Origin of the sequence: Leclercia sp. LSNIH1 (genome assembly GCF_002902985.1) — a bacterium.
Lineage (GTDB): Bacteria > Pseudomonadota > Gammaproteobacteria > Enterobacterales > Enterobacteriaceae > Enterobacter.
In genome coordinates this window covers 3,957,011-3,980,371 of sequence record NZ_CP026167.1, presented here as the reverse complement: position 1 = coordinate 3,980,371, position 23,361 = coordinate 3,957,011, and the positions used below count along the sequence as shown (strand labels likewise).

Annotated in this window: 23 protein-coding genes, 2 tRNA genes and 1 other annotated feature; of the genes, 13 read left to right on the top strand and 12 right to left on the bottom strand. The window is 54.4% G+C overall.

The window, feature by feature from the left end:
- The first annotated feature begins 227 nt into the window (after nt 1-227).
- Both gndA and ugd read left to right on the top strand, forming a co-directional pair.
- Nucleotides 228-1,634 carry an NADP-dependent phosphogluconate dehydrogenase gene (gene gndA, locus C2U54_RS19775; RefSeq protein ID WP_103180200.1) on the top strand — a complete coding sequence of 469 codons (1,407 nt, stop codon included), beginning with the start codon at nt 228-230 and terminating at the stop codon, nt 1,632-1,634.
- Between the two features lie 252 nt (nt 1,635-1,886).
- Nucleotides 1,887-3,053, top strand: a complete 1,167-nt coding sequence (ugd, locus tag C2U54_RS19770) for a UDP-glucose 6-dehydrogenase (protein ID WP_103180199.1) — start codon at nt 1,887-1,889, stop codon at nt 3,051-3,053.
- Between the two features lie 42 nt (nt 3,054-3,095).
- On the opposite strand, the gene C2U54_RS19765 is transcribed toward ugd, so the two are convergent.
- A complete protein-coding gene (locus C2U54_RS19765; RefSeq protein WP_103180198.1) occupies nt 3,096-4,100 on the bottom strand; it encodes an NAD-dependent epimerase in 1,005 nt (334 codons plus the stop codon).
- A gap of 194 nt (nt 4,101-4,294) precedes the next feature.
- Between C2U54_RS19765 and wzzB the strand changes: the two genes are divergently transcribed.
- Complete coding sequence (gene wzzB, locus C2U54_RS19760) at nt 4,295-5,272, top strand: LPS O-antigen chain length determinant protein WzzB (protein ID WP_103180197.1); 978 nt, start codon at nt 4,295-4,297, stop codon at nt 5,270-5,272.
- A 42-nt stretch (nt 5,273-5,314) separates the two neighbouring features.
- Here the strand turns inward: wzzB and hisIE are convergent, their stop codons facing one another.
- From hisIE to hisL, 9 genes are all read right to left on the bottom strand, one after another.
- On the bottom strand, nt 5,315-5,926 hold the full coding sequence (gene hisIE, locus C2U54_RS19755) for a bifunctional phosphoribosyl-AMP cyclohydrolase/phosphoribosyl-ATP diphosphatase HisIE (protein ID WP_103180196.1): 612 nt from the start codon (nt 5,924-5,926) through the stop codon (nt 5,315-5,317).
- Nucleotides 5,920-6,696, bottom strand: a complete 777-nt coding sequence (hisF, locus tag C2U54_RS19750) for an imidazole glycerol phosphate synthase subunit HisF (RefSeq protein ID WP_103180195.1) — start codon at nt 6,694-6,696, stop codon at nt 5,920-5,922. The genes hisIE and hisF overlap by 7 nt, the downstream gene beginning before the upstream one ends.
- A complete protein-coding gene (hisA, locus tag C2U54_RS19745; protein ID WP_103180194.1) occupies nt 6,678-7,415 on the bottom strand; it encodes a 1-(5-phosphoribosyl)-5-[(5-phosphoribosylamino)methylideneamino]imidazole-4-carboxamide isomerase in 738 nt (245 codons plus the stop codon). The genes hisF and hisA overlap by 19 nt, the downstream gene beginning before the upstream one ends.
- Nucleotides 7,415-8,005 carry an imidazole glycerol phosphate synthase subunit HisH gene (gene hisH, locus C2U54_RS19740; protein WP_103180193.1) on the bottom strand — a complete coding sequence of 197 codons (591 nt, stop codon included), beginning with the start codon at nt 8,003-8,005 and terminating at the stop codon, nt 7,415-7,417. The genes hisA and hisH overlap by 1 nt, the downstream gene beginning before the upstream one ends.
- Nucleotides 8,005-9,072 carry a bifunctional histidinol-phosphatase/imidazoleglycerol-phosphate dehydratase HisB gene (gene hisB / locus C2U54_RS19735; RefSeq protein WP_103180192.1) on the bottom strand — a complete coding sequence of 356 codons (1,068 nt, stop codon included), beginning with the start codon at nt 9,070-9,072 and terminating at the stop codon, nt 8,005-8,007. Before hisB ends, hisH begins: the two co-directional genes overlap by 1 nt.
- On the bottom strand, nt 9,069-10,130 hold the full coding sequence (gene hisC / locus C2U54_RS19730; RefSeq protein WP_103180191.1) for a histidinol-phosphate transaminase: 1,062 nt from the start codon (nt 10,128-10,130) through the stop codon (nt 9,069-9,071). The genes hisB and hisC overlap by 4 nt, the downstream gene beginning before the upstream one ends.
- A complete protein-coding gene (hisD, locus tag C2U54_RS19725; protein WP_103180190.1) occupies nt 10,127-11,431 on the bottom strand; it encodes a histidinol dehydrogenase in 1,305 nt (434 codons plus the stop codon). The genes hisC and hisD overlap by 4 nt, the downstream gene beginning before the upstream one ends.
- Nucleotides 11,432-11,436: 5 nt before the next feature.
- Nucleotides 11,437-12,336 (bottom strand): ATP phosphoribosyltransferase, encoded by a 900-nt coding sequence (gene hisG, locus C2U54_RS19720; RefSeq protein WP_103180189.1) that lies wholly within the window; start codon nt 12,334-12,336, stop codon nt 11,437-11,439.
- A 45-nt stretch (nt 12,337-12,381) separates the two neighbouring features.
- Nucleotides 12,382-12,505, bottom strand: a sequence feature (His leader region).
- Nucleotides 12,481-12,531: a his operon leader peptide gene (gene hisL, locus C2U54_RS19715; RefSeq protein WP_001364200.1), complete on the bottom strand. Its 51-nt coding sequence runs from the start codon at nt 12,529-12,531 to the stop codon at nt 12,481-12,483. (Overlaps the previous feature by 25 nt.)
- Before the next feature lie 174 nt (nt 12,532-12,705).
- On the opposite strand from hisL, the gene C2U54_RS19710 reads away from it, so the two are divergent.
- From C2U54_RS19710 to C2U54_RS19695, 4 genes are all read left to right on the top strand, one after another.
- Nucleotides 12,706-13,530, top strand: coding sequence for an SDR family oxidoreductase (locus C2U54_RS19710; protein ID WP_103180188.1), 825 nt, complete (start codon nt 12,706-12,708; stop codon nt 13,528-13,530).
- A gap of 40 nt (nt 13,531-13,570) precedes the next feature.
- Nucleotides 13,571-14,500, top strand: coding sequence for a LysR family transcriptional regulator (locus tag C2U54_RS19705; protein WP_103180187.1), 930 nt, complete (start codon nt 13,571-13,573; stop codon nt 14,498-14,500).
- 217 nt (nt 14,501-14,717) lie between these two features.
- Complete coding sequence (gene yoeI, locus C2U54_RS28135) at nt 14,718-14,780, top strand: membrane protein YoeI (RefSeq protein ID WP_138370007.1); 63 nt, start codon at nt 14,718-14,720, stop codon at nt 14,778-14,780.
- A complete protein-coding gene (locus C2U54_RS19695) occupies nt 14,770-16,128 on the top strand; it encodes an APC family permease (RefSeq protein ID WP_168192029.1) in 1,359 nt (452 codons plus the stop codon). Before yoeI ends, C2U54_RS19695 begins: the two co-directional genes overlap by 11 nt.
- A 96-nt stretch (nt 16,129-16,224) precedes the next feature.
- Here C2U54_RS19695 and sbcB read toward each other — a convergent pair whose 3' ends face one another.
- Complete coding sequence (sbcB, locus tag C2U54_RS19690; protein WP_103181108.1) at nt 16,225-17,649, bottom strand: exodeoxyribonuclease I; 1,425 nt, start codon at nt 17,647-17,649, stop codon at nt 16,225-16,227.
- A 204-nt stretch (nt 17,650-17,853) separates the two neighbouring features.
- Here sbcB and dacD point away from each other — a divergent pair, with 204 nt between their 5' ends.
- The 4 genes from dacD to C2U54_RS19670 all read left to right on the top strand — a co-directional run bounded on the left by dacD (nt 17,854) and on the right by C2U54_RS19670 (nt 21,284).
- Nucleotides 17,854-19,026 (top strand): serine-type D-Ala-D-Ala carboxypeptidase DacD, encoded by a 1,173-nt coding sequence (dacD, locus tag C2U54_RS19685; RefSeq protein WP_103180184.1) that lies wholly within the window; start codon nt 17,854-17,856, stop codon nt 19,024-19,026.
- 121 nt (nt 19,027-19,147) lie between these two features.
- Complete coding sequence (gene sbmC, locus C2U54_RS19680; RefSeq protein WP_103180183.1) at nt 19,148-19,621, top strand: DNA gyrase inhibitor SbmC; 474 nt, start codon at nt 19,148-19,150, stop codon at nt 19,619-19,621.
- A 102-nt stretch (nt 19,622-19,723) separates the two neighbouring features.
- Complete coding sequence (locus C2U54_RS19675; protein WP_103180182.1) at nt 19,724-20,782, top strand: FUSC family protein; 1,059 nt, start codon at nt 19,724-19,726, stop codon at nt 20,780-20,782.
- Nucleotides 20,783-20,948: 166 nt separating this feature from the next.
- Complete coding sequence (locus C2U54_RS19670) at nt 20,949-21,284, top strand: DUF496 family protein (RefSeq protein ID WP_103180181.1); 336 nt, start codon at nt 20,949-20,951, stop codon at nt 21,282-21,284.
- Nucleotides 21,285-21,394: 110 nt separating this feature from the next.
- Here the strand turns inward: C2U54_RS19670 and C2U54_RS19665 are convergent.
- Nucleotides 21,395-21,470, bottom strand: a tRNA-Asn gene (locus tag C2U54_RS19665).
- A 226-nt stretch (nt 21,471-21,696) separates the two neighbouring features.
- Between C2U54_RS19665 and C2U54_RS19660 the strand changes: the two genes are divergently transcribed.
- On the top strand, nt 21,697-23,139 hold the full coding sequence (locus C2U54_RS19660; protein ID WP_233210468.1) for an EmmdR/YeeO family multidrug/toxin efflux MATE transporter: 1,443 nt from the start codon (nt 21,697-21,699) through the stop codon (nt 23,137-23,139).
- A gap of 80 nt (nt 23,140-23,219) precedes the next feature.
- A tRNA-Asn gene (locus C2U54_RS19655) sits at nt 23,220-23,295 on the top strand.
- Nucleotides 23,296-23,361 lie beyond the last annotated feature (66 nt).

The window sequence follows — 23,361 nt, the reverse complement described above, 5'->3', positions numbered from 1 at the left end:
GAACTAATATTAGGATGCCTTATAAGGTTGGCTAATTTTCTAAAGTTAGAACGTATGATGCCTATTTTAATTGTAGTTGAATCTTGTATGTGTTCGTTTATCAACCCTTTTCATTATTTTCTTGGTCACATTTAGACCATGATTATTTTTTACTGTTGAAAATGCTTATTTTATTATTGTGATTCAGCATGTAGAATCATCTTAAACACACCTGACAGGAGTAAATAATGTCCAAACAACAGATCGGCGTCGTCGGTATGGCCGTGATGGGGCGCAACCTGGCGCTGAACATCGAAAGCCGTGGTTATACCGTCTCCGTTTTCAACCGCTCCCGTGATAAAACTGAAGAAGTAATTGCCGAGAACCCAGGCAAAAAACTCGTTCCGTTCTATACGGTTCAGGAGTTTGTTGAATCCCTGGAGACGCCTCGTCGTATCCTGTTAATGGTGAAAGCTGGCGCTGGTACTGATGCTGCCATCGACTCCCTGAAACCGTATCTGGAAAAAGGCGACATCATCATTGATGGCGGCAACACCTTCTTCCACGACACTATTCGTCGTAACCGTGAGCTCTCTGCTGAAGGCTTCAACTTCATCGGCACCGGTGTATCCGGCGGTGAAGAGGGCGCGCTGAAGGGCCCATCTATTATGCCTGGCGGTCAGAAAGATGCTTACGAGCTGGTTGCGCCAATCCTGACTAAGATTGCAGCTGTTGCTGATGACGGTGAGCCGTGCGTGACCTACATCGGTCCGGACGGTGCGGGTCACTATGTGAAGATGGTTCATAACGGTATTGAATACGGTGATATGCAGCTGATTGCTGAAGCCTATTCCCTGCTGAAAGGCGGCCTGAATCTCTCTAACGACGAGCTGGCGCAAACCTTTACCGACTGGAACAACGGTGAGCTGAGCAGCTACCTGATCGACATCACCAAAGATATCTTCACCAAAAAAGATGAAGAGGGTAAATACCTCGTCGATGTGATCCTTGATGAAGCAGCGAACAAGGGTACCGGTAAATGGACCAGTCAGAGCTCCCTGGATCTGGGCGAGCCACTCTCCCTGATTACCGAATCGGTCTTTGCACGTTATATCTCTTGCCTGAAAGAGCAGCGTGTAGCGGCATCTAAGGTACTGAGCGGTCCGCAGCCGAAACTGGCTGGGGATAAAGCGGAATTTATCGAGAAAGTTCGCCGTGCGCTGTACCTGGGCAAAATCGTCTCTTACGCACAGGGCTTCTCTCAGCTGCGCGCTGCATCTGACGAGAACAACTGGGATCTGAACTATGGCGAAATCGCGAAGATCTTCCGTGCCGGTTGCATCATACGCGCTCAGTTCCTGCAGAAAATCACCGATGCCTATGCTGAAAACGCGAGCATCGCTAACCTGCTGCTGGCACCTTACTTCAAGCAGATCGCCGACGATTACCAGCAGGCGCTGCGTGACGTCGTGGCTTACGCGGTTCAGAACGGTATTCCGGTTCCAACCTTCTCTGCAGCCGTTGCTTATTACGACAGCTACCGTGCCGCAGTACTGCCTGCCAACCTGATTCAGGCGCAGCGTGACTACTTCGGTGCGCACACCTATAAACGTACGGATAAAGAAGGTGTATTCCACACCGAGTGGCTGGATTAATCTGATTTAACTCAGTCATGTAGCGAAGCCCGGTGAACATCACCGGGCTTTTTTTATGTGTAATACCCTGCATTACCTCGGCTGATTCAACCGACACGCTAGAGCGCAGCATAAACCACTGTATTTATGTCTTTCTGTAGCCAGCCATACGCCTTGACATCAACTCGGCATACGAGGTAAAACCCCCAAAAGTTGCTTATTGCGGTGGGGCGGTAGTCGCTCCCGGACACTTAATCTAAAGAAGTTAACTCGATGAAAATAACAATCTCCGGAACAGGTTATGTGGGTCTCTCAAACGGGATCCTGATCGCGCAACACCATGAAGTGGTCGCACTGGATATCGTGCAGGCCAAAGTTGATATGCTGAACCAGAAGATCTCTCCTATCGTGGATAAAGAGATCCAGGAGTACCTGACAAACAAGCCGTTGAATTTCCGGGCCACTACAGACAAAGTTGATGCCTACAGCGGGGCCGATTTTGTCATCATCGCAACCCCAACTGACTACGATCCGAAAACGAACTACTTCAATACTTCAAGCGTTGAAGCGGTGATCAAGGATGTGACGGCAATTAACCCGAATGCGGTGATGATCATCAAATCGACCATTCCTGTTGGCTTCACTCAGTCGATCAAAGAAGAGCTGGGTATCGATAATGTCATTTTCTCACCAGAGTTTCTGCGTGAGGGCAGGGCATTGTACGATAACCTGCACCCGTCCCGTATTGTCATTGGCGAGCGCTCAGTGCGTGCGGAACGTTTTGCTGCGCTGCTGCAGGAAGGCGCAATCAAAAAGAACATTGACGTGCTGTTCACGGACGCGACAGAAGCGGAAGCCATTAAACTCTTTGCTAATACCTATCTGGCAATGCGTGTTGCCTATTTTAACGAGCTGGACAGCTACGCAGAGAGCCTCGGGCTGAACACCCGTCAGATCATCGAAGGTGTGTGCCTCGACCCGCGTATCGGCAACCATTATAACAACCCGTCCTTTGGTTATGGCGGCTATTGCCTGCCGAAAGATACCAAGCAGCTGCTGGCTAACTATCAATCCGTGCCGAACAATCTAATCTCTGCCATTGTGGATGCCAACCGGACGCGTAAAGACTTCATCGCTGACTCCATTCTGGCGCGTCACCCGAAAGTGGTGGGCGTGTACCGTCTGATCATGAAGAGCGGCTCGGATAACTTCCGAGCCTCCTCCATTCAGGGGATCATGAAGCGTATTAAGGCGAAGGGCGTACAGGTTATTATTTATGAACCGGTGATGAAAGAAGATGAATTCTTCCATTCACGTGTGGTTCGCGATCTGGAGGCCTTCAAAAAAGAGGCGGATGTGATCATCTCCAACCGGATGGCGGAAGAGCTCTCTGACGTGGCGGATAAGGTCTATACCCGCGATCTGTTTGGTAGCGACTGATACAGCAGTTAAAAAAGCCCGGCATTATCGCCGGGCTTTTTCTTATACCTTGTAAAATCCGCGGTACCAGTCAACGAAGTTTTTCACGCCATCCTTCACCGAAGTCTGCGGTTTAAAGCCGATGACCTCATACAGGGCGGAGGTATCCGCGCTGGTCTCCAGCACGTCGCCAGGCTGAATCGGCATCATGTTTTTGTCCGCTTCAATGCCTAACGCCTCCTCCAGCGCCGTGATGTAGTCCATCAGCTCCACGGGGGAGCTGTTACCGATATTATAAACGCGATACGGCGCGGAACTGGTGGCCGGAGTGCCAGACTCAACCGTCCATTCACTGTCTGCCTGAGGGATCACATCCTGCAGGCGAACAATGGCTTCAGCAATATCATCGATATAGGTGAAGTCACGCTTCATCTTGCCAAAGTTATAAACATCGATGCTCTTACCTTCCACCATGGCTTTAGTGAACTTAAACAGCGCCATGTCCGGACGACCCCAGGGGCCGTAAACGGTAAAGAAGCGCAGACCGGTCGTTGGCAGTCCGTAAAGATGTGAGTAGGTGTGCGACATTAATTCGTTGGCTTTTTTGGTCGCGGCGTAGAGCGATACCGGGTGGTCAACGGAATCGTCGGTTGAAAAAGGCATTTTACGGTTTAGTCCGTAAACAGAGCTGGAAGAGGCGTACAGCAGGTGCTGTACTTTATTGTGACGGCAGCCTTCCAGTATGTTCAGATGACCAACCAGGTTAGCTTCTGCATAGGCGTGCGGATTGTCCAGGGAGTAGCGTACGCCTGCCTGCGCGGCGAGATGAATGACGCGATCGAATTTTTCTTCAGCGAACAGGGTGGCCATACCTTCGCGGTCAGCCAGATCGAGTTTTTGGAAGGTGAAGTTAGCGGACGTCAAAAGATCAAGACGCGCCTGCTTGAGGTTCACATCGTAATAGTCATTGAGGTTGTCGATACCCACAACCTGATGACCCGCATCCAGAAGCCGCTTGCTGACATGTGCGCCGATAAAGCCTGCTGCGCCAGTGACCAGAAATTTCATAACTGTCCTCATCTATGACTTATCATGTCCGGTGCGTTAAGTACCGAATTTAGCGTATGATAACGCGATGCGCAGGGTTACCAAACATCATATTTTCGATATGCCTCATCGGATTCCTATAGATAATCCGAAAACAATCGATAAACTATATCCCAGACTTTATACTTTGCGCTTATTTGCATTCCAAGGACTATATGACTCACAACAATAACGTGGTCACGCGAAGCAGTGACCCTGAGCAGATTGATCTGATTGATCTTGTCGTCCAGCTGTGGCGGGGAAAATGGGTCATTGCTGCTTTTATCGCCATCGCATTGATTCTTGCAGGCGTGTACCTGGCTTTTGCTAAAGAGAAGTGGACTTCTACAGCAATCATTACTGAACCAGACGCTGCCCAAATAGGGAACTACAGTACTGCACTGAATATTCTTTTTGGTACCGCGGCACCAAAATTATCAGATATCCAGGAGACTGTAATTACCCGCTATAACGCCTCGTTCTCGGCGTTGTCCCAATCTCTTGAGAACCAGGTCGAACCGGAAAAGCTGACAATCGAGCCTACTGTTAAAGGCCAAAACTTCCCATTAAGCATTAACTATGTGAATAGTTCAGCCGAGTCGGCGCAAAAACAGGTGGCGAAGTATATCCAGCAAATTGATGAGCAGATTCAAAAAGAGCTTGAAGTTGACCTCAATGACAACATTAAACAGCAGGTTGCTACCCTGAAAGACGTGTTGAGTAATCAGGAAACTATTGCTCAGGAACAAAAAGACCTGCGCATCAAACAGATTTCAGAAGCGCTCAAGTACGCCGAGGCGGCAAACATTACCACTCCTAAAATTCAACAGACTCAGGATGTTACTCAGGAAACCATGTTTCTGTTAGGTACCGAAGCGTTGCAAGAAATGATCGCGCGTGAGACTTCACGTCCGCTAACATTCTCTGAAAGTTATTATCAAAACAAACAGAAACTGCTCGACATTCAGAAGTTGAAAATCGATCCAACCACCATTCATGCGTATCGTTACGTGATGAAGCCAGATCTGCCGATTCGTCGTGACAGTCCTAAACGCGCGCTAGTTCTGGTTCTGGCCGTATTACTCGGCGGTATCATTGGCTCCGGTGTGGTGTTAGGCCGCAACGCGCTGCGTAACTATAACGCCACAGCCTGATACAGATTCAACAGCTAAAAAAACCGGGTTTCCCCGGTTTTTTTATTTGTGTCGCTGGCGCAGATTTTCAATCACTGTCGTTAAGTCCAGATCCTGATCCTGGAGCAGCACCAGCAGGTGATACATCAGGTCAGAGGCTTCATTGGTTAATTCAGCCCGGTCGTTCACGGTGGCGGCCAGGGCTGTCTCAACGCCTTCTTCACCCACTTTCTGCGCGATGCGCTTGGTGCCGCTGGCATAGAGTTTCGCGGTATAGGAACTTTGTGGATCGGCCGTTTTACGTTCAGCCAGCAACTGCTCCAGCTGATAGAGGAATAGCCACTGGTGGCTGGCGTCTGCAAAGCAGCTACTGGTGCCCAGGTGGCACGTAGGCCCGATAGGGTTAACCAGCACCAGCAGCGTATCGTTATCGCAGTCAGGGGTGATACTGACCACATTCAGGAAATGACCTGAGGTTTCGCCCTTGGTCCACAACCGCTGTTTGGTGCGTGAGAAGAAAGTCACTTTGCCGCTATCGACGGTCTTCGCCAGGGCGTCCTGATTCATATAGCCCAGCATCAGTACTTCACCGGACACCGCGTGCTGCACCACCACCGGCATCAGGCCGTCGGTTTTTTCCCAGTCCAGCTGCGCACGTTGTTGCTCTGTTAACATACCCTAATCTCCACGCCCTGATTCGCCAGGAACGTTTTTAACTCACCAATATTGATAATCTGCTTGTGGAATACCGAGGCCGCCAGCGCGCCGTCAACATCGGCATCACGGAAAGCTTCCAGGAAGTGCTCCATCGTGCCTGCGCCACCCGAGGCAATCAGCGGCACATGGCAGACGGCGCGCACCTTTTTCAGCTGCTCCAGGTCATAACCGTTGCGCACGCCGTCCTGGTTCATCATATTCAGGACAATCTCCCCCGCACCGCGCTTCTGCACTTCCTGCACCCAGTCCAAAGTCTCCCACTGAGTCACGCGGGTACGGCTCTCATCGCCGGTGTACTGGTTAACGTGGTATTTGCCGGTGGCTTCATCAAACCAGGTGTCGATGCCGACCACAATGCACTGTACGCCAAAGCGATCCGCCAGACGGGTAATCAGTTCGGGATCGGCCAGGGCAGGGGAGTTGATGGAGATCTTATCGGCGCCAAAGGAGAGAATTTTGGCCGCATCGTCCGCCGATTTAATCCCACCCGCCACGCAGAAAGGAATGTCGATCACTTCCGCCACGCGCGCCACCCAGCTTTTATCCACCACGCGTCCATCGCTGGAGGCGGTGATATCATAAAAGACCAGCTCGTCAGCCCCTTCTTCCGCATAGCGTTTTGCCAGGGGAACGATATCACCGATGATTTCATGGTTGCGGAACTGCACACCCTTCACGACCTGACCATCCCGCACGTCGAGACAAGGAATTATCCGTTTTGCCAGCATTGAATCGCCTCCGTTACAGTAAATTTTTCTTCCAGCAGGGCGCGACCAACGATAACCCCACGAACGCCCGTACCGCGCAGGGCCGCGATATCATTTAAATCACCAATGCCGCCCGAAGACTGGAATGCCACCTGCGGGTAACGGGCGCACACCTCTTCGTACAGCGACACGTTAGAGCCCGCCAGGGTGCCGTCGCGGGAGATATCGGTGCATAAAACATGCTTCAGGCCCACCGGCAGGTAGAGATCGACCAGCGCCTCCAGCGTCACCCCAGAGTTCTCCTGCCAGCCGCTGACCGCAACCTGTTTTTGACCCTGGTCATCGATACGCACATCCAGCGCCAGCACCAGCGCGTCGGCACCGAAGCGCCTGAACCAGCCTTTTACCGTCTCGGGATCGTTCACCGCGGTGGAGCCGACCACCACGCGCGCCACGCCCGCGTCGAGCAGCGCCGCCACATCTTCTTCGGTACGCACGCCGCCGCCAACCTGCACCGGGACATTAACGCCCGCGACCAGTTTTTTCAGCAGTGGGATCTGGCGTCTGGCCGGTTCTTTCGCCCCGGTGAGATCAACCAGGTGCAGCACCTCGGCGCCCTGGGCGGCATAGTCCTGCAGTCGGGGCAGCGGATCGTTGCCATAGTCGCGTTGCTGGCCGTAATCGCCCTGGTGCAGACGGACAACCGTGCCGTCAATTAAATCTAAAGCAGGAATAATCATCACATCTCCAGGAAGTTTTTCAGCAGCTGCGCACCTGCGGCACCGGAGCGCTCCGGGTGAAACTGCACGCCGTAGAAGTTATCTTTCTGCACTGCGGCGGTGAAGGGCTCGCCGTAATGACACTGAGCGATAGTGTGTGTGTTCACCGGCATTGCGTAGCTGTGCACGAAATAGAAGTACGCCCCGTCCTCAATACCACGGAACAGGCGATCGCCCGCTTTCGGGTAGACGCGGTTCCAGCCCATGTGCGGCAGAGGTAAACCGTGATCGGTCATTTTCGGCACGTCTTCATCAATAATGCCCAGCAGGTCCACGCCGTTGGACTCTTCACTGCGGCGGCCCAGCAGCTGCATGCCCAGACAAATTCCCAGCACCGGCTGGGTACAGGCCTTAATCAGCTCGACCAGCTCACGCTGGTGGATCTGATCCATCGCCGCCTGTGCCGTACCGACGCCCGGTAAAAAGAGTTTACTGGCGCGCAGTACCACATCCGGATCGCGGCTAACCAGCGGCTCGTAGCCATGGCGGGCAATGGCTGATTTTACGGAGTTAAGGTTGGCGCAACCGGTATCGAGGATCACCACGTTCATCACAGCACTCCTTTCGACGACGGCAGGGTATCGCCTTCCACGCGAATGGCCTGGCGCAGGGTGCGGCCAAAGGCCTTAAAGAGGCTCTCCACGCGGTGGTGATCGTTCTTACCTTTGGTTTTCAGGTGCAGCGTCAGGCCCATGGCGTAGGAGAGGGAGCGGAAGAAGTGCTCAACCATCTCGGTGCTCAGGTCGCCTACGCGCTGGTAGGTAAAGTCAGCTTTATATTCCAGGTGCGGACGGCCAGAGATATCCAGCGCGCAGCGCGCCAGGCACTCATCCATCGGCAGCACAAAGCCAAAGCGGTTAATCCCGCGCTTGTCACCCAGCGCGAGCTTCAGCGCTTCGCCCAGCGCCAGGCCGGTATCTTCCACGGTGTGGTGATCGTCAATGTAGAGATCGCCTTTCACGCCGATCTCCATACGGAATCCGCCGTGGGTAGCGATCTGATCCAGCATATGATCGAAAAAGCCCACGCCGGTGTGGATTTTGCTGCCGCCTTCGCGATCCAGCCAGACCTTAACGTCGATCTGCGTCTCTTTGGTATTACGCTCCACGTGGGAGAAACGATCGCGTTTGGTCAGCTGCTCGCCAATCATCGCCCAGTTCAGGGCGTCACGGTGATAGCGCAGGCCCGTAATTCCCATATTAGCGGCCAGTTCTATGTCGGTAGCGCGATCGCCAATCACGTAGCTGTTGGCTTTATCCAGCGCCGCTTCGGCCAGATACTGCTCGACCAGCTTCACTTTCGGCTTACGGCAGTCGCAATTATCAGCGGGTAAATGCGGGCAAATCAACACTTCATCAAAGGCGACGCCCTGTGAGGTCAGGATCTGCATCATCAGATCGTGCGGGCCGTCAAAATCGGCCTGCGGGAAGCTGTCGGTGCCCATACCGTCCTGGTTGGTGATCATTACCAGCTTAAAACCGGCTTTTTGCAGCTTAAGCAGCACCGGAATGACATCGGCTTCAAACGCCAGCTTGTCGAAACGATCGACCTGAAAATCCGAGGGTGGTTCCGAAATAATGGTGCCGTCACGATCGATAAAGAGGTACTTCTGGCTCATACTTTCTCCGCATTCAGGGCGTCGATAACGCGCTGGCTCTCTTCACGGGTACCCACGGTAATGCGTAAGCAGCCACTCAAAGAGGGTTGTTTGTTCTGGTCTCTAAGGATAATGCCCTGATCCCACAAAGATTTAAATACTGCACTCGAGGCGGTAAAACGCGCCAGAATATAGTTGGTTTCTGAGTCGAAAACCTGTTCAACGCAGGCAATGGTTTTAAGTGCGCTGACCAGATACTGACGCTCGTCAACGATCTGCGCCACGCGGCTGCGCATGGCCGTAATGCCGTCTGCCGACAGCGCCTGCGCGGCGATATCCGCCACTGGCGTCGAGAGGGGGTAAGGCGCAATCACCTTCATCAGCAGATCGATCACCTCTTTATTCGCCAGGGTAAAGCCGCAGCGCAGCCCGGCCAGGGCAAACGCTTTTGAGAGGGTTCGCAGGATCACCAGGTGCGGATACTCTGCCAGCCAGCCGGCCAGCGTCGCCTGGGGGCAAAACTCAATATAGGCTTCATCGGCGACCACCAGCGCTTTGCCGCGGGTCATCTCCAGCAGGGCGCGAATATCCTGCGGATTAATCAGCTGGCCGGTGGGGTTGTTCGGACTGCAGACAAAGACCACCTTCACGCCGTCGAGATTATCGGCAATGCCCTGTAAATCAAGCTGCCAGTTTTCCAGAGACGGTACTTTACGCAACTCAACGTTGAACGTTTCGGCGCTGACGCTGTACATGCCGTAGGTTGGCGGGCAGTAGAGCACCGCGTCTTTGCCCGGCTCGCAGAAGGCGCGGATCAGTAGTTCGATACCTTCATCCGCACCGCGGCTCACCAGCACCTGCTCCGGTTGCACACCAGCGTAGGCCGCATAGTTTTCAATGACCGCTTTCGGCTGACACTCCGGATAGCGGTTCAGCGTCTGCTGGGTCAGCGCAAAGGCGACAGGCGTCGGAAATTCGTTGGCATTCAGCCAGACATCGCCATTGCCCCCCAGGCGGCGGGCAGACTGATACGGGGTCAGGGCGCGAACGTTGTCGCGGGCTAACTCTTCAATACTCATGCTTGCTCCTTCAGGGCGGCAACGCGCAGCGTCACGGCATTTTTGTGGGCGGTCAACCGTTCAGCGGCGGCCAGGGTTTCAATCGTCGCGGCAAGAGAGGCAAAGCCCTCGCGGCTAAGCTCCTGCACAGTCATGCGCTTCTGGAAATCCGCCAGCCCCAGGCTGGAGCAGGTGGCGGTATAACCGTATGTCGGCAGCACGTGGTTCGTTCCGGAAGCGTAATCCCCTGCGGACTCCGGGGACCAGTCCCCAAGGAATACCGAACCGGCGCTGGTGATGCTGTCGACCAGCTCACGGGCGTTGCGGGTCTGAATGATCAGGTGCTCCGGGCCATAGAGATTAGAAATGGCGATGCACTGGTCCAGATCCCGGGCGACAATCAGGCGGCTGGCAGAGAGCGCCTGACGGGCAGTCTCTGCCCGGGGCAGATCCGCGAGCTGACGTTCTACGGCTTCACCCACTCGTTTTGCCATATCTGCATCCGGTGTCAGCAGGATAACCTGTGAATCCGGGCCGTGCTCGGCCTGGGAGAGCAGATCGGAAGCGACAAAATCCGGGGTCGCGCCGCTGTCTGCAATCACCAGTACCTCCGACGGACCGGCTGGCATATCGATGGCCGCACCGTCCAGCCGCTGGCTGACCTGGCGCTTGGCTTCGGTGACGAAGGCGTTGCCCGGGCCGAAGATTTTATCCACGCGCGGAACGGACTCCGTCCCCAGCGCCAGCGCCGCAATAGCCTGCGCCCCGCCGACGTTGAAGATCTCCTGTACCCCGCACAGCTGCGCGGCATAGAGGATTTCATCGGCAATCGGTGGCGGAGAGCAGAGCACCACTTTACGGCAACCGGCGATACGGGCAGGGGTCGCCAGCATCAACACGGTAGAGAAGAGCGGAGCGGAGCCACCCGGAATATACAAGCCCACCGAGTCGACCGGACGGGTCACCTGCTGGCAGCGTACGCCGGGCAGGGTTTCCACATCGACGGTTTGTAGCTTTTGCGCAGTGTGGAAGGTATCAATGTTCTGTACCGCGACAGCCATCGCCTGCCTTAACTCATCGCTCAGACGCGCTGCGGCCTCGGTAATCTCCTGCTCGCTGACCTTCAGCGCCGCGACGTCGGTTTTATCAAACTTAGCGCTGTACTCCCGCAGGGCGTCGTCGCCTCGGGTTTTCACATTTTCCAGAATCTCCGCCACGGTGCGGGTAATGCTCTGTGACGCGGAGATAGCCGGGCGCATCAGCAGGGCGCGCTGCTGTTCCGCGCTACAGGTGTTCCAGTCGATCACGGTGTTAAAGCTCATGGTTGTTACTCCATCATCTTCTCAATCGGCAACACCAGGATAGAGCTGGCCCCCAGCGCTTTCAGTTTTTCCATAGTTTCCCAGAACAGGGTTTCGCTGCTGACCATGTGCATCGCCACGCGCTGCTGATCCCCTGCCAGCGGCAGAATAGTAGGGCGTTCAGCGCCCGGCAGCAGGGCAATCACTTCATCCAGGCGTTCGGTAGGCGCATGCATCATGATGTACTTAGATTCACGGGCCTGGATCACACCCTGAATACGGGTCAGCAGACGGTCAATCAGCTGCTGCTTGGCTTCCGGCATTTCGCCGTCGCGCTGGATCAGACAGGCTTTGGAGCGGTAGATCACTTCCACTTCGCGCAGGCCGTTCGCTTCAAGCGTGGCGCCCGTGGAAACCAGATCGCAAATTGCATCAGCCAGACCGGCACGCGGCGCAACTTCAACAGAACCATTCAGCAGACAGGATTTAAACTGCACGCCCTTCTGATCGAGGTAGCGCTTCAGCAGGTGAGGGTAGGAGGTGGCAATTCGCTTGCCGTTCAGGGAAGCCGGGCCGTCCCACGGTTCGTCAGCCGCGGTGGCCAGCGACAGGCGGCAGCCGCCAAAATCCAGACGGCGCAGCGTGAAGTAGCGCGGATCTTCGCCCTGGGCGCGGCGGGTCAGCAGCTCTTCTTCCAGCACGTTTTCGCCAATGATGCCCAGATCCACCACGCCGTCCATCACCAGGCCCGGAATGTCATCGTCACGCACGCGCAGAATATCAATCGGCATATTCTCTGCCAGCGCAATCAGACGCTGCGTGTGCAGGTTAATTTTTATGCCACAGCGCGCCAGCAGTTCGCGTGAATCGTCGCTAAGACGACCTGATTTCTGCATAGCTATGCGTAAACGTGAATTATCTAACATTGTCGGTTCCTCATGATCCTGTTGTAACTTGCCTGAACACGGTCCAAAAAAAAGCCCCCGGAAGATGATCTTCCGGGGGCTTTTTCTTGCGTTCATGCACCACTGGAAGATCTAACTGTCTTCCAGCACACATCGCCTGAAAGACTAGTCAGGATGATGGTGATGATGGTGGTGTTTAAATTGAACGCGTGTCATAAAATTCTCGATGAATGCTTATTCATGTGATGTCGTTTAACCTAAACCACTTGCGCTATATAAAGCAAGGGCTTTTTTTAATCATTAAATGATTTCATATTAGCGCTATCAATTGTCAGTTCAGCGTGGCTGGCGTAGCCTTACAGCAGAGGCGTAATAGTCAGGAGAAAACGCATGAAAAAGGTCGCAATTGTCGGTCTGGGATGGCTTGGAATGCCGCTGGCTATGTCGTTACAGGCGCGGGGCTGGCACGTCACTGGCAGCAAAACCACCGCAGATGGCGTCGAGGCGGCGCGGATGTGCGGTATTGAGAGCGTTGAGTTGCGCCTTGAGCCGGAACTGGTATGCGACGCCGATGACCTGGACGCTCTGATGAATGTGGATGCGCTGGTATTAACGCTGCCGGCACGTCGCACCGGTCCGGGTGAAACCTATTATCTGCAAGCGGTGCAGGAAATTGTCGACAGCGCGCTGGCACACCATATTCCGCGCATTATTTTCACCAGCTCAACCTCGGTATATGGCGATGTCGAAGGTGCCGTCAAAGAAAATATGCCGCGCCAGCCGGTAACCTCCAGCGGGCGTGTTTTAAAAGAGCTGGAGGACTGGCTGCATAATTTACCCGGCACCCAGGTGGATATATTACGGCTTGCGGGGCTGGTTGGGCCTGGCCGTCATCCGGGGCGCTTTTTTGCCGGAAAATCAGCGCCTGACGGACAACATGGCGTCAATCTGGTACACCTTGAAGATGTTATTGGTGCGATTACTCTGCTATTACAGGCTCCAAAGGGCGGGCACATCTATAATATATGTGCGCCCTCTCATCCGACACGCAGTACATTCTATCCGGTGATGGCTCGTCAGCTTGGCCTGGCACCACCGCACTTTCACGATGCCCCTGGAGAGGGGAAGGGCAAATTGATTGATGGGAACCGCATCTGTCATGAACTGGGATTTGAGTATCTCTTTCCCGATCCGCTGGTTATGCCTATGGAGTAACGCCGCTGGCGGAGCGTAAGCGCACCACAAGGGGGTGAGCATGAAACCGCTGCTGGATGTCCTAATCATCCTCGATGCCCTGGAAAAAGAGGGGAGCTTTGCTGCGGCGTCGGCGAAGCTCTTTAAAACGCCCTCCGCCCTCAGTTATACCGTTCATAAGCTTGAAAGCGACCTCAACATTCAGATCCTCGACCGTACCGGCCACCGGGCGCGCTTTACCCGCACCGGAAAAATGCTGCTGGAAAAAGGGCGGGAAGTGCTGCATTCAGTACGCGAGCTGGAAAAGCAGGCCGTCAAACTGCATCAGGGCTGGGAAAATGAGCTGGTAATCGGCGTAGACGACACCTTTCCCTTTTCACTGCTCTCGCCGCTGATTGAAGCCTTCTATCAGCGACACAGCGTTACCCGGCTTAAGTTTATCAACGGCGTCCTCGCAGGCTCGTGGGAAGCGCTGGTGCAGGGGCGGGCAGATATCGTCGTCGGCGCATTACACGAGCCGCCCCAGCTCAGTGAATTTGGTTTTGCCTGTCTGGGGCAGCTCGAACAGGTCTTCGTCATTGCCCCGCACCATCCTTTAGCCCAGGAGCCAGAGCCAATTAACCGTCGGGTCATTAAAAGCTACCGTGCCATCGTGGTGGGCGACAGCGCTTTGCCTGGCTGCACCGCGTCATCGCAGCTGCTCGACGATCAGGAAGCCATTACCGTTTTCGATTTTAAAACCAAACTTGAACTGCAAATAAGCGGCTTAGGCTGCGGTTACCTTCCGCGTTATTTAGCTCAGCGTTTTATCGAAAGTGGGGCGTTAATTGAGAAGCAGGTGATGGCGCAATCCAGTTATGATTCAGTATGGATAGGCTGGAATGAACAGACTGCCGGCCTCGCCAGTGCCTGGTGGCGGCAGGAAATTTTAGCAAATAGTGCTATTGCTGCTGTTTATGCCCAAAGCGAAGCCGGAAAATCAAGCAATTAGTATGAATTATTGTTTCAAATTGCCGTCGCACCCTTGCCTTTTCGCCTCAAACCAGGGCAAAATGCGCCGCTGCAAACATATAAATAATCGACGATATAAAAGGCGTCGGTTATTTTTTTTTGCATGTAAGAAAATCATTTAAATCCAAGAGGCCGGGCTTCGTACCGGATAGATATTTACTAAAATCCGACAGTTGTTGTCGCTGAGGAAGAAAGAAATGGGGCAATCATTCGCTTACGTGGCGGTATTCACCGTAAAGGAGAATAACTATGTCGCATAACGCAACTCCAAAAACCTCTCGCGTGGAATTACGTAAAACGCTTACGTTGATTCCGGTTGTTATGATGGGCCTTGCCTATATGCAGCCGATGACGCTGTTTGATACATTCGGTATCGTATCAGGCCTCACTGACGGTCACGTTGCAACGGCGTATGCCTTTGCGCTGGTCGCGATCCTCTTTACTGCGCTGAGCTACGGCAAGCTGGTTCGCCGCTTCCCGTCCGCAGGCTCTGCGTACACCTATGCTCAGAAGTCCATTAGCCCGGCTGTTGGCTTTATGGTGGGCTGGTCATCACTGCTGGACTACCTGTTCATGCCGATGATCAACATTCTGCTGGCAAAAATTTACTTCGAAGCGCTGGTGCCTTCCGTGCCGTCGTGGATCTTCGTTGTGGCGCTGGTGGCCTTTATGACCATCTCTAACCTGCGCAGCATCAAGACCGTTGCCAACTTCAACACCCTGATCGTTATCCTGCAGATGGCGATTGTGGCGGTCATTGTCGGTCTGATCATCTACGGCGTTTCTCACGGTGAAGGTGCGGGTACGCTGGTAAGCTCACGTCCGTTCTGGTCTGAAGATGCGCATGTTGTGCCAATGATCACCGGTGCGACGATCCTCTGCTTCTCGTTCCTGGGCTTCGATGGTATCTCTTCTCTGTCTGAAGAGACGAAAGACGCAGAGCGTGTCATCCCGCGCGCTATCTTCCTGACGGCGCTGCTGGGCGGCATCATCTTTATCGGTGCGTCTTACTTCCTGCAGCTCTACTTCCCGGATATCTCTCGCTTCAAAGATCCGGACGCGTCACAGCCAGAAATCATGCTCTATGTTGCGGGTAAAACCTTCCAGTGGGGCGTGCTGATCTTCTCCAGCGTTACCGTACTGGCATCCGGCATGGCGGCGCACGCGGGCGTTTCTCGTCTGATGTATGTCATGGGCCGCGACGGCGTATTCCCGACGCGCTTCTTCGGTTATGTTCATCCGAAATGGCGTACCCCAGCATGGAACGTGCTGCTGGTCGGTGCGATTGCGCTGCTGGCGATTAACTTTGACCTGGTTACCGCTACCGCCCTGATTAACTTCGGTGCGCTGGTTGCCTTTACCTTTGTTAACCTCTCCGTGATCTCGCAGTTCTGGATCCGTGAGAAGCGCAACAAAACGCTGAAAGACCACTTCAACTATCTGCTTCTGCCGGTCTGTGGCGCGCTGACCGTGGGTGCGCTGTGGATCAACCTGGAAGAGAGCTCCATGGTTCTGGGTCTGATCTGGGGTGGTATTGGTCTGGTTTACCTGGCATGTGTGACTAAAAGCTTCCGCAACCCGGTACCGCAGTACGAAGACGTCGCCTGATTAATAGACCACAAAACCCGTAGGCCCGCGCCACCGTAGTGCCGACGGGCAAAAAAAAGCCGGAGACATCGCCTCCGGCTTTTTTGCTTTCTCAGGTCACACTATCTCCTGCGCATACTGATACAGCGCTTTCAGCAGTGCCTGCTTCTCCGCATTGCCTTCATACTCACCGTAGAGCATCTCCAGCTCCTGGGCATAAGCCTGTAAATACTCCGGCGTAAAGACGTTACGGCGATGCTGCAACCAGCGCTCCTGCTCGGCCTCATCCAGCGTGCCGGGGAAATTTCGCGCGCGGTAGTTAAACATCAGCTTCCTGATACGCTCATCCACAAAGGTAATGTCCAGTGCGGGCAGGTTGCGGGGATCGGTCTGCAAAACGATGTTCATGGCATTGCGGTCCGCATCGCTGAAAAAGCCGTTATAGAGCTGGGCATCGACATTCTCAGAAGGAATAAATGGTTCCGCTTCAGCGAAGATCGCCACCGCTTTTTCCCGCACCTGCGGGTTTTCCCGCAGCAGCTTCAGGTTAGCCAGGCAGCGTTGACGATCGATGCCCAACCGCTCGGCATCGATCGGGCGCAGGGTGTTGGCTGGCGCCAGCACCGGACACTTATTGATATGCACCAGCTTCACCGGTACGGCGGCATCGTCACCCAGCGCCTCTTTCGGCGTATACAAACGCTCGCGAAGCTGGTCGCTGTCGAGCGTCAGCAGCGGGGTAATATCGCCAGCCAGATCCACCATAATCACCGCGTTGCGGTTGTCCGGATGCCAGGCCAGCGGGGCGACCCAGCTGGTGTTGCCTCGCCAGGCGCCAAACATCCCGGAGATGTGCATCAGCGGTTTCATCTGCGGCACATCAATCAGAGTGGTTAATTTTTGCTTGCTGCGATGGCTTAGCAGATATTCAAACAGCTTCGGCTGTCGGGTCTTAACCAGCTTCGCCATCGCAATGGTGGCATACACATCCGCCATGGCATCATGGGCATTACTGTGTTCAATGCCGTTCGCGCGGGTCAGATGCTCCAGACGGAAGCTGGGCAGCCCGTCGTCGTTTTCCGGCCAGTTAATCCCCTCCGGACGCAGGGCGTAGCAGGCGCGCATCACGTCGAGCAGATCCCAGCGCGAATTACGGTTTTGCCAGCTCCAGGCGTAGGGATCGTAGAAGTTACGGTAAAAAATATGGCGGGTTACTTCATCATCGAAGCGCACGTTGTTGTAGCCCACCACGCAGGTGTTGGGCACGGTGAACAGGTCGTGAATGCGACGGGCAAACTCCGCCTCATTCACCCCTTTCTCGCGGGCCTCCTGCGGCGTAATACCGGTCACCATCACCGCCCCCGGCTGGGGTAAATAGTCATCGGCCGGTTTGCAATAGAATACCTCCGGCTCGCCAATAACGTTGAAATCCGCATCGGTGCGGATGGCAGCAAACTGGGCAGGGCGATCCAGCGAAGGGCTGGTGCCGAAGGTTTCGTAATCGTGGAATAAAAAAGTCGGGCGCGCGGCGGAGTCAGACACCAGTAATACCATCCTGTTTATGAGTGACACTGCTATGGTAAACCATCCGGCCAGGCACGCCGAAGAAAAAGCGCTGTCCACCTGCAAATTTGCGACCTGGTATCCGGGAAAAACATGCGTGCTGTCACATTTTTTTGCAATTATTCCAGGTATCCAGCGGGAAACTTCCGTAAAAAGGGCAACGATTTTAAATGACCTGAGGATATACCGTTGAAACGCCGTCTGTTTATTGCTGTTTCTTTACTCACTTTGAGCATTTCATCCGCGCTGGCTGCCGACCCGATTAATTATGCGCCGCAGCCGCCAGCTATCCAGGCGGGTTCCTGGGTGCTGATGGACTATACGACGGGACAAATTTTAACGGCGGGCAACGAACATCAGCAGCGCAATCCGGCCAGCCTGACCAAGCTGATGACCGGCTATGTGGTTGACCGCGCGATCGACAGCCATCGCATTACGCCGGACGATATGGTGACCGTAGGCCAGGACGCGTGGGCCAAAGGGAACCCGGTTTTTAACGGCTCCTCGCTAATGTTTTTGAAAGCGGGTGAACGGGTCTCCGTGCGCGACCTCAGCCGCGGACTGATTGTCGATTCCGGGAATGACGCCTGCGTGGCGCTGGCCGATTACGTGGCGGGCGGACAGCCGCAGTTCGTCAATATGATGAATGATTACGTTAAAAAGCTGAATTTGCGCGACACCCACTTTGAAACGGTACATGGTCTCGATGCGCCGGGCCAGCATAGCTCCGCTTACGATCTGGCGGTGCTCTCCCGCGCCATCATCCACGGCGAGCCGGCGTTTTACCATATGTACAGTGAAAAGAGCCTGACCTGGAACGGTATCACCCAGCAGAACCGGAACGGTCTGCTGTGGGACAAGTCGCTCAGCGTGGATGGCCTGAAAACCGGACACACCTCTGGCGCCGGCTTTAACCTGATCGCCTCTGCTGTTGACGGTGAGCGCCGTCTGATTGCTGTCGTCATGGGGGCTGAAAGCCTAAAAGGCCGCGAGGATCAGGCGCGCAAACTGCTCCACTGGGGCCAGCAGAATTTCGATACCGTGCAGATCCTGCGTAACGGTAAGCAGGTGGGCAACGAGCGCATCTGGTACGGCGATAAAGAGCGTATCTCGTTAGGTACCGATCGGGACTTCTGGCTGGCACTGCCAAAGGCGGAGCTGCCGAACATCAAGGCGAAGTATGTCCTGGATAAGAAAGAGCTCGAAGCACCGATTGCCGCCCATCAGCGGGTCGGGGAGATCGAACTGTACGATCGCGATAAAGTGGTAGCCCACTGGCCGCTGGTGACGCTGGAGAATGTGGGTAAAGGCGGGATGTTCTCGCGGCTGAGCGACTATCTGCACCATAAGGCGTAGCGCCTGGAGGAGCAGGCTGGCGACAGTGCGAGCCTGCTCCCATAATAGACAGGTCATTATTGTTAAACCGCTTTTTTCTGCATTACAGTGTATGTATATACAGTAAACAATCGGAGGCAGCATGGACTACAGCATCACGCACCAGAATAAACGCAAAATTGCCGGTTTTCATATGGTTGGCCCGTGGGAGCAAACCGTTAAGCAGGGTTTTGAACAACTGATGATGTGGGTAGAGGGGCGTCAGATCCAGCCGCTGGAGTGGGTGGCGGTCTATTATGATAACCCTGACGAAGTGCCTGCCGAAAAACTACGCTGCGACACGGTTGTCACCGTGCCGGACGATTTTGTTATTCCTCCCAACAGTGAAGGGGTGATCCTGACCGAAGTGGCGGCAGGCGACTACGCGGTGGCGACGGCCCGCGTTGAGAACCATGGTTTCGCCACGCCGTGGAATCGGTTTTTCGACAGTCTGCTTGAGGATGTCGATTACCAGATCGCGCCAAAAGCCTGTTTTGAACGTTATCTGAATGATGGGAATGTCGACGGCTACTGGGATATTGAGATGTTTATTCCTGTACAGAGCCGCATGGCATAACGGTTCCTTAATGCCCACACTTAACAGGGTTTTTCTGCCGGGGAGCACAACTCCGGCAGAAAACGCAGTACAATCAGGGTTTGCCGTAAAGCTGGAGAGCGTGTGCGCCCCGACAAATCTCTAACGCCTTTTGAAATTCGACTGTATCGTCATTACCGCATCGTACATGGATGCCGTATCGCGCTGGCGTTTATCCTCACTTTTTTACTGGTGCGTCTGCTGGCCGTGCCGGAAGGGACATGGCCGCTGATCACCCTGGTGGTCATCATGGGGCCGATCTCCTTTTGGGGGAACGTCGTTCCGCGCGCGTATGAGCGCATTGGCGGCACCATTCTGGGCTCGGCAATGGGGTTAATTGCCCTGAAACTGGAGCTTATCTCTCTGCCGTTGATGCTGCTGTGGTGCGCGGCGGCCATGTTTCTCTGCGGCTGGCTGGCACTGGGCAAACGACCCTATCAGGCGCTGCTTATCGGTATCACCCTTGCGGTGGTGATTGGTGCGCCGACCGGGGATATGCAAACTGCGCTTTGGCGAAGCGGTGATGTTATCCTGGGGTCATTGCTGGCGATGCTCTTTACTGGCATCTGGCCGCAGCGGGCCTTTTTGCACTGGCGTATTCAGATGGCGAACTACGTCACCGCCTTTAACCGGGTCTATCAGGCGGGCTTTTCCCCCAACCTGGTGGAACGACCACGGCTGGAAAAACACCTGCAAACCATCCTCAACGATGTGGTCAAAATGCGCGGTCTGATTACCCCGGCCAGCAAAGAGACCCATATCCAGAAAGCGATCTTTGAAGCGATCCAGACCGTGAGCCGCAATCTTGTCTGCATGCTCGAGCTACAGATCAACGCCCACTGGTCCTCCCGGGCCAGCCATTTTGTGATGCTGAATGCCCGGACCTTAAAAGAGACGCAGCAGATGACACAGCAAACGCTGCTCACCATTGCCCATGCGCTTTATGAAGGCAATCCGCAGCCCATACTGGCGAACACCGAGCGGCTGAACGAAATCGTTGCCGAGCTGCGTCAGCTGATCAACGATCATCACAATGAAAACGTGGCGGAAACGCCCATACACGGCTATGTATGGTTGAGCATGGAACTTGCTCGCCAGCTGGAATTATTGTCGCATCTAATCTGCCGGGCATTGCGCAAATAAAAAGCGGCTATGCAGGGTTGTGTTGTCTGCTGCTTCGATTCAGCAGAAATTGAGGTTATGATAGGGACAACGGAAAATTATTGTCATCAGCAATCGCTGTCAGTAAGGTTAATGCTATCGCGGTTGTTTAAACGAATCCGAATCTCACATTATCAGGGGTGTAAAAATGGAAACAACTAAGCCTTCGTTCCAGGATGTTCTGGAGTTCGTCCGCCTGTTCCGCCGCAAGAACAAACTGCAACGTGAAATCCAGGACGTTGAGAAGAAGATCCGTGACAACCAGAAGCGTGTTCTGCTGCTGGACAACCTGAGCGATTACATCAAGCCAGGCATGAGCGTTGAAGCAATCCAGGGCATCATTGCCAGCATGAAAAGCGACTACGAAGACCGCGTAGACGACTACATCATCAAAAACGCCGAGATCTCTAAAGAGCGTCGCGAGATCTCCAAGAAACTGAAAGTTATGGGCGAGATGAAGCACGCGGAAGCCAAAGGCGAGTAATCACCGCCAAAAAGCAAAGCCCTCCGACCTGTCGGGGGGCTTTTTTTTGGGCGCCGGTCTACCGTCATCAGAAAAGCAAAAAGCCTGCTCGAAAGCAGGCTTTTTAAATGTGGCTCCTCTGACTGGACTCGAACCAGTGACATACGGATTAACAGTCCGCCGTTCTACCGACTGAACTACAGAGGAATCGTTGTGGAGCGTTATCTTAGCGGCGAAAAAACTTTTGTCAAACCTGATCTTAGTCCGATTCGACCAACTGCCGATTCTGTCACCAGTTTGTCGTAATTCCCTACATATTTTTGTGGGAAATACTTTGCAGGATCTGCATTTCTCCCTCATTATTTGAAATGTAGTTTCAACTTTCTCTTTAAGGTCCACTTTGAACGTCACCTCCGCTTTACGCCAGGCCGTGATGCGCACGCGCTGGTATAGCAAACGCAAGAGCTACAAAGTTCTCTTCTGGCGCGAAATCACCCCCCTTGCCGTGCCTATCTTTCTGGAAAATACCTGTGTACTGCTGATGGGTGTGCTTAGCACTTTCCTGGTCAGCTGGCTCGGTAAAGAGGCGATGGCGGGTGTCGGGCTGGCCGACAGCTTCAATATGGTCATTATCTCCTTCTTCGCGGCGATAGACCTCGGTACCACGGTGGTGGTGGCCTTTAGCCTGGGCAAGCGCGATCCGCGCCGGGCCAGGGCTGCTGCGAGGCAATCGCTGGTGATCATGACGCTGTTCTCCATTGTACTGGCGGCGGTGATCCACTATTTTGGCGAAGAGATTATCGATGTGGTGGCTGGGGAAGCGACCGGAGAAGTAAAAGCTCTGGCGCTGTCGTATCTCGAAATGACGGTGCTCAGCTATCCGGCCGCGGCGATTGCGCTGATTGGCAGCGGGGCGCTGCGTGGGGCAGGGAACACCAAAATTCCGCTGTTGATAAACGGTGGGATGAACATCCTCAACATTCTAATCAGTAGCGTGCTGATTTACGGGCTTTTTTCCTGGGACGGGCTCGGTTTTATCGGGGCCGGTCTGGGTCTGACTATCTCCCGCTACATTGGCGCCATCGCCATTATTGTGGTGCTGGCGGTTGGTTTTAACCCGTCACTGCGCATCAGCCTCAAAAGTTATTTCAAGCCGCTCAACTTCGCCATTATCTGGGAAGTGATGGGGATCGGCGTCCCCGCCAGCATTGAGTCGGTGCTGTTCAACGGCGGCAAGCTGTTGACCCAGATGTTCGTGGCGGGAATGGGTACTGACGTGATTGCCGGTAACTTTATCGTCTTCTCCATTGCCGCGTTGATCAACCTGCCGGGTAACGCGCTGGGTTCAGCCTCCACCATCATTACCGGTAAACGGCTCGGGAAAGGGCAGATAGGCCAGGCGGAGCGCCAGCTGCGCCATGTCTTCTGGCTTTCGACAATCGGGCTCACGGCCATTGCCTGGGGCACCGCGCCGTTTGCCAGCCTGATGGCGTCGTTCTACACCCATGAGCAGGATGTAAAAGACGTGGTGGTTATCTTAATCTGGCTGAATGCCGCCTTTATGCCCATCTGGGCGGCGTCGTGGGTGCTGCCTGCCGGGCTTAAAGGGGCGCGGGACGTCCGTTTTGCCATGTGGGTTTCGATGCTCGGGATGTGGGGCTGCCGCGTAGTAGCAGGTTACACCCTGGGGATCATGCTGGGTATGGGGGTGGTGGGTGTCTGGCTGGGGATGTTCCTCGACTGGACGGTTCGCGGCGCGCTGTTCTACTGGCGAATGGTCAGCGGGCGCTGGTTATGGAAATATCCGCGGCCTGTGCGTGAAAATGTGGCGGCGATCCCCGCAGAACGGATAGTGAATGCGCAAAGTGGGGAATAAATCGGCAAACGATGCAAAATCTGCATTCTGCCTTTGACAACGCCAGGTGGCATCGTTAATATTCGCCCCGTTCACACGATTCCTCTGTAGTTCAGTCGGTAGAACGGCGGACTGTTAATCCGTATGTCACTGGTTCGAGTCCAGTCAGAGGAGCCAAATTTTAATCTTAAGAGAGCGCAGTGACTCTTAGGATGCTTTAAAGCCAGATTAACCCGGCCATCT

Bases quoted from the DNA above. Each gene is read 5' to 3' on its own strand.
- hisH (WP_103180193.1), bottom strand. From the start codon at position 8,005: ATGAACGTGGTGATCCTCGATACCGGTTGCGCCAACCTTAACTCCGTA.
- hisG (WP_103180189.1), bottom strand. From the start codon at position 12,336: ATGTTAGATAATTCACGTTTACGCATAGCTATGCAGAAATCAGGTCGT.
- C2U54_RS19765 (WP_103180198.1), bottom strand. From the start codon at position 4,100: ATGAAATTTCTGGTCACTGGCGCAGCAGGCTTTATCGGCGCACATGTC.
- hisB (WP_103180192.1), bottom strand. From the start codon at position 9,072: ATGAGCCAGAAGTACCTCTTTATCGATCGTGACGGCACCATTATTTCG.
- hisF (WP_103180195.1), bottom strand. From the start codon at position 6,696: ATGCTGGCAAAACGGATAATTCCTTGTCTCGACGTGCGGGATGGTCAG.
- wzzB (WP_103180197.1), top strand. From the start codon at position 4,295: ATGACTCACAACAATAACGTGGTCACGCGAAGCAGTGACCCTGAGCAG.
- hisIE (WP_103180196.1), bottom strand. From the start codon at position 5,926: ATGTTAACAGAGCAACAACGTGCGCAGCTGGACTGGGAAAAAACCGAC.
- C2U54_RS19660 (WP_233210468.1), top strand. From the start codon at position 21,697: ATGCGCACGCGCTGGTATAGCAAACGCAAGAGCTACAAAGTTCTCTTC.
- hisA (WP_103180194.1), bottom strand. From the start codon at position 7,415: ATGATTATTCCTGCTTTAGATTTAATTGACGGCACGGTTGTCCGTCTG.
- hisC (WP_103180191.1), bottom strand. From the start codon at position 10,130: ATGAGTATTGAAGAGTTAGCCCGCGACAACGTTCGCGCCCTGACCCCG.
- C2U54_RS19710 (WP_103180188.1), top strand. From the start codon at position 12,706: ATGAAAAAGGTCGCAATTGTCGGTCTGGGATGGCTTGGAATGCCGCTG.
- C2U54_RS19670 (WP_103180181.1), top strand. From the start codon at position 20,949: ATGGAAACAACTAAGCCTTCGTTCCAGGATGTTCTGGAGTTCGTCCGC.
- sbmC (WP_103180183.1), top strand. From the start codon at position 19,148: ATGGACTACAGCATCACGCACCAGAATAAACGCAAAATTGCCGGTTTT.
- C2U54_RS19695 (WP_168192029.1), top strand. From the start codon at position 14,770: ATGTCGCATAACGCAACTCCAAAAACCTCTCGCGTGGAATTACGTAAA.
- ugd (WP_103180199.1), top strand. From the start codon at position 1,887: ATGAAAATAACAATCTCCGGAACAGGTTATGTGGGTCTCTCAAACGGG.
- C2U54_RS19705 (WP_103180187.1), top strand. From the start codon at position 13,571: ATGAAACCGCTGCTGGATGTCCTAATCATCCTCGATGCCCTGGAAAAA.
- gndA (WP_103180200.1), top strand. From the start codon at position 228: ATGTCCAAACAACAGATCGGCGTCGTCGGTATGGCCGTGATGGGGCGC.
- hisD (WP_103180190.1), bottom strand. From the start codon at position 11,431: ATGAGCTTTAACACCGTGATCGACTGGAACACCTGTAGCGCGGAACAG.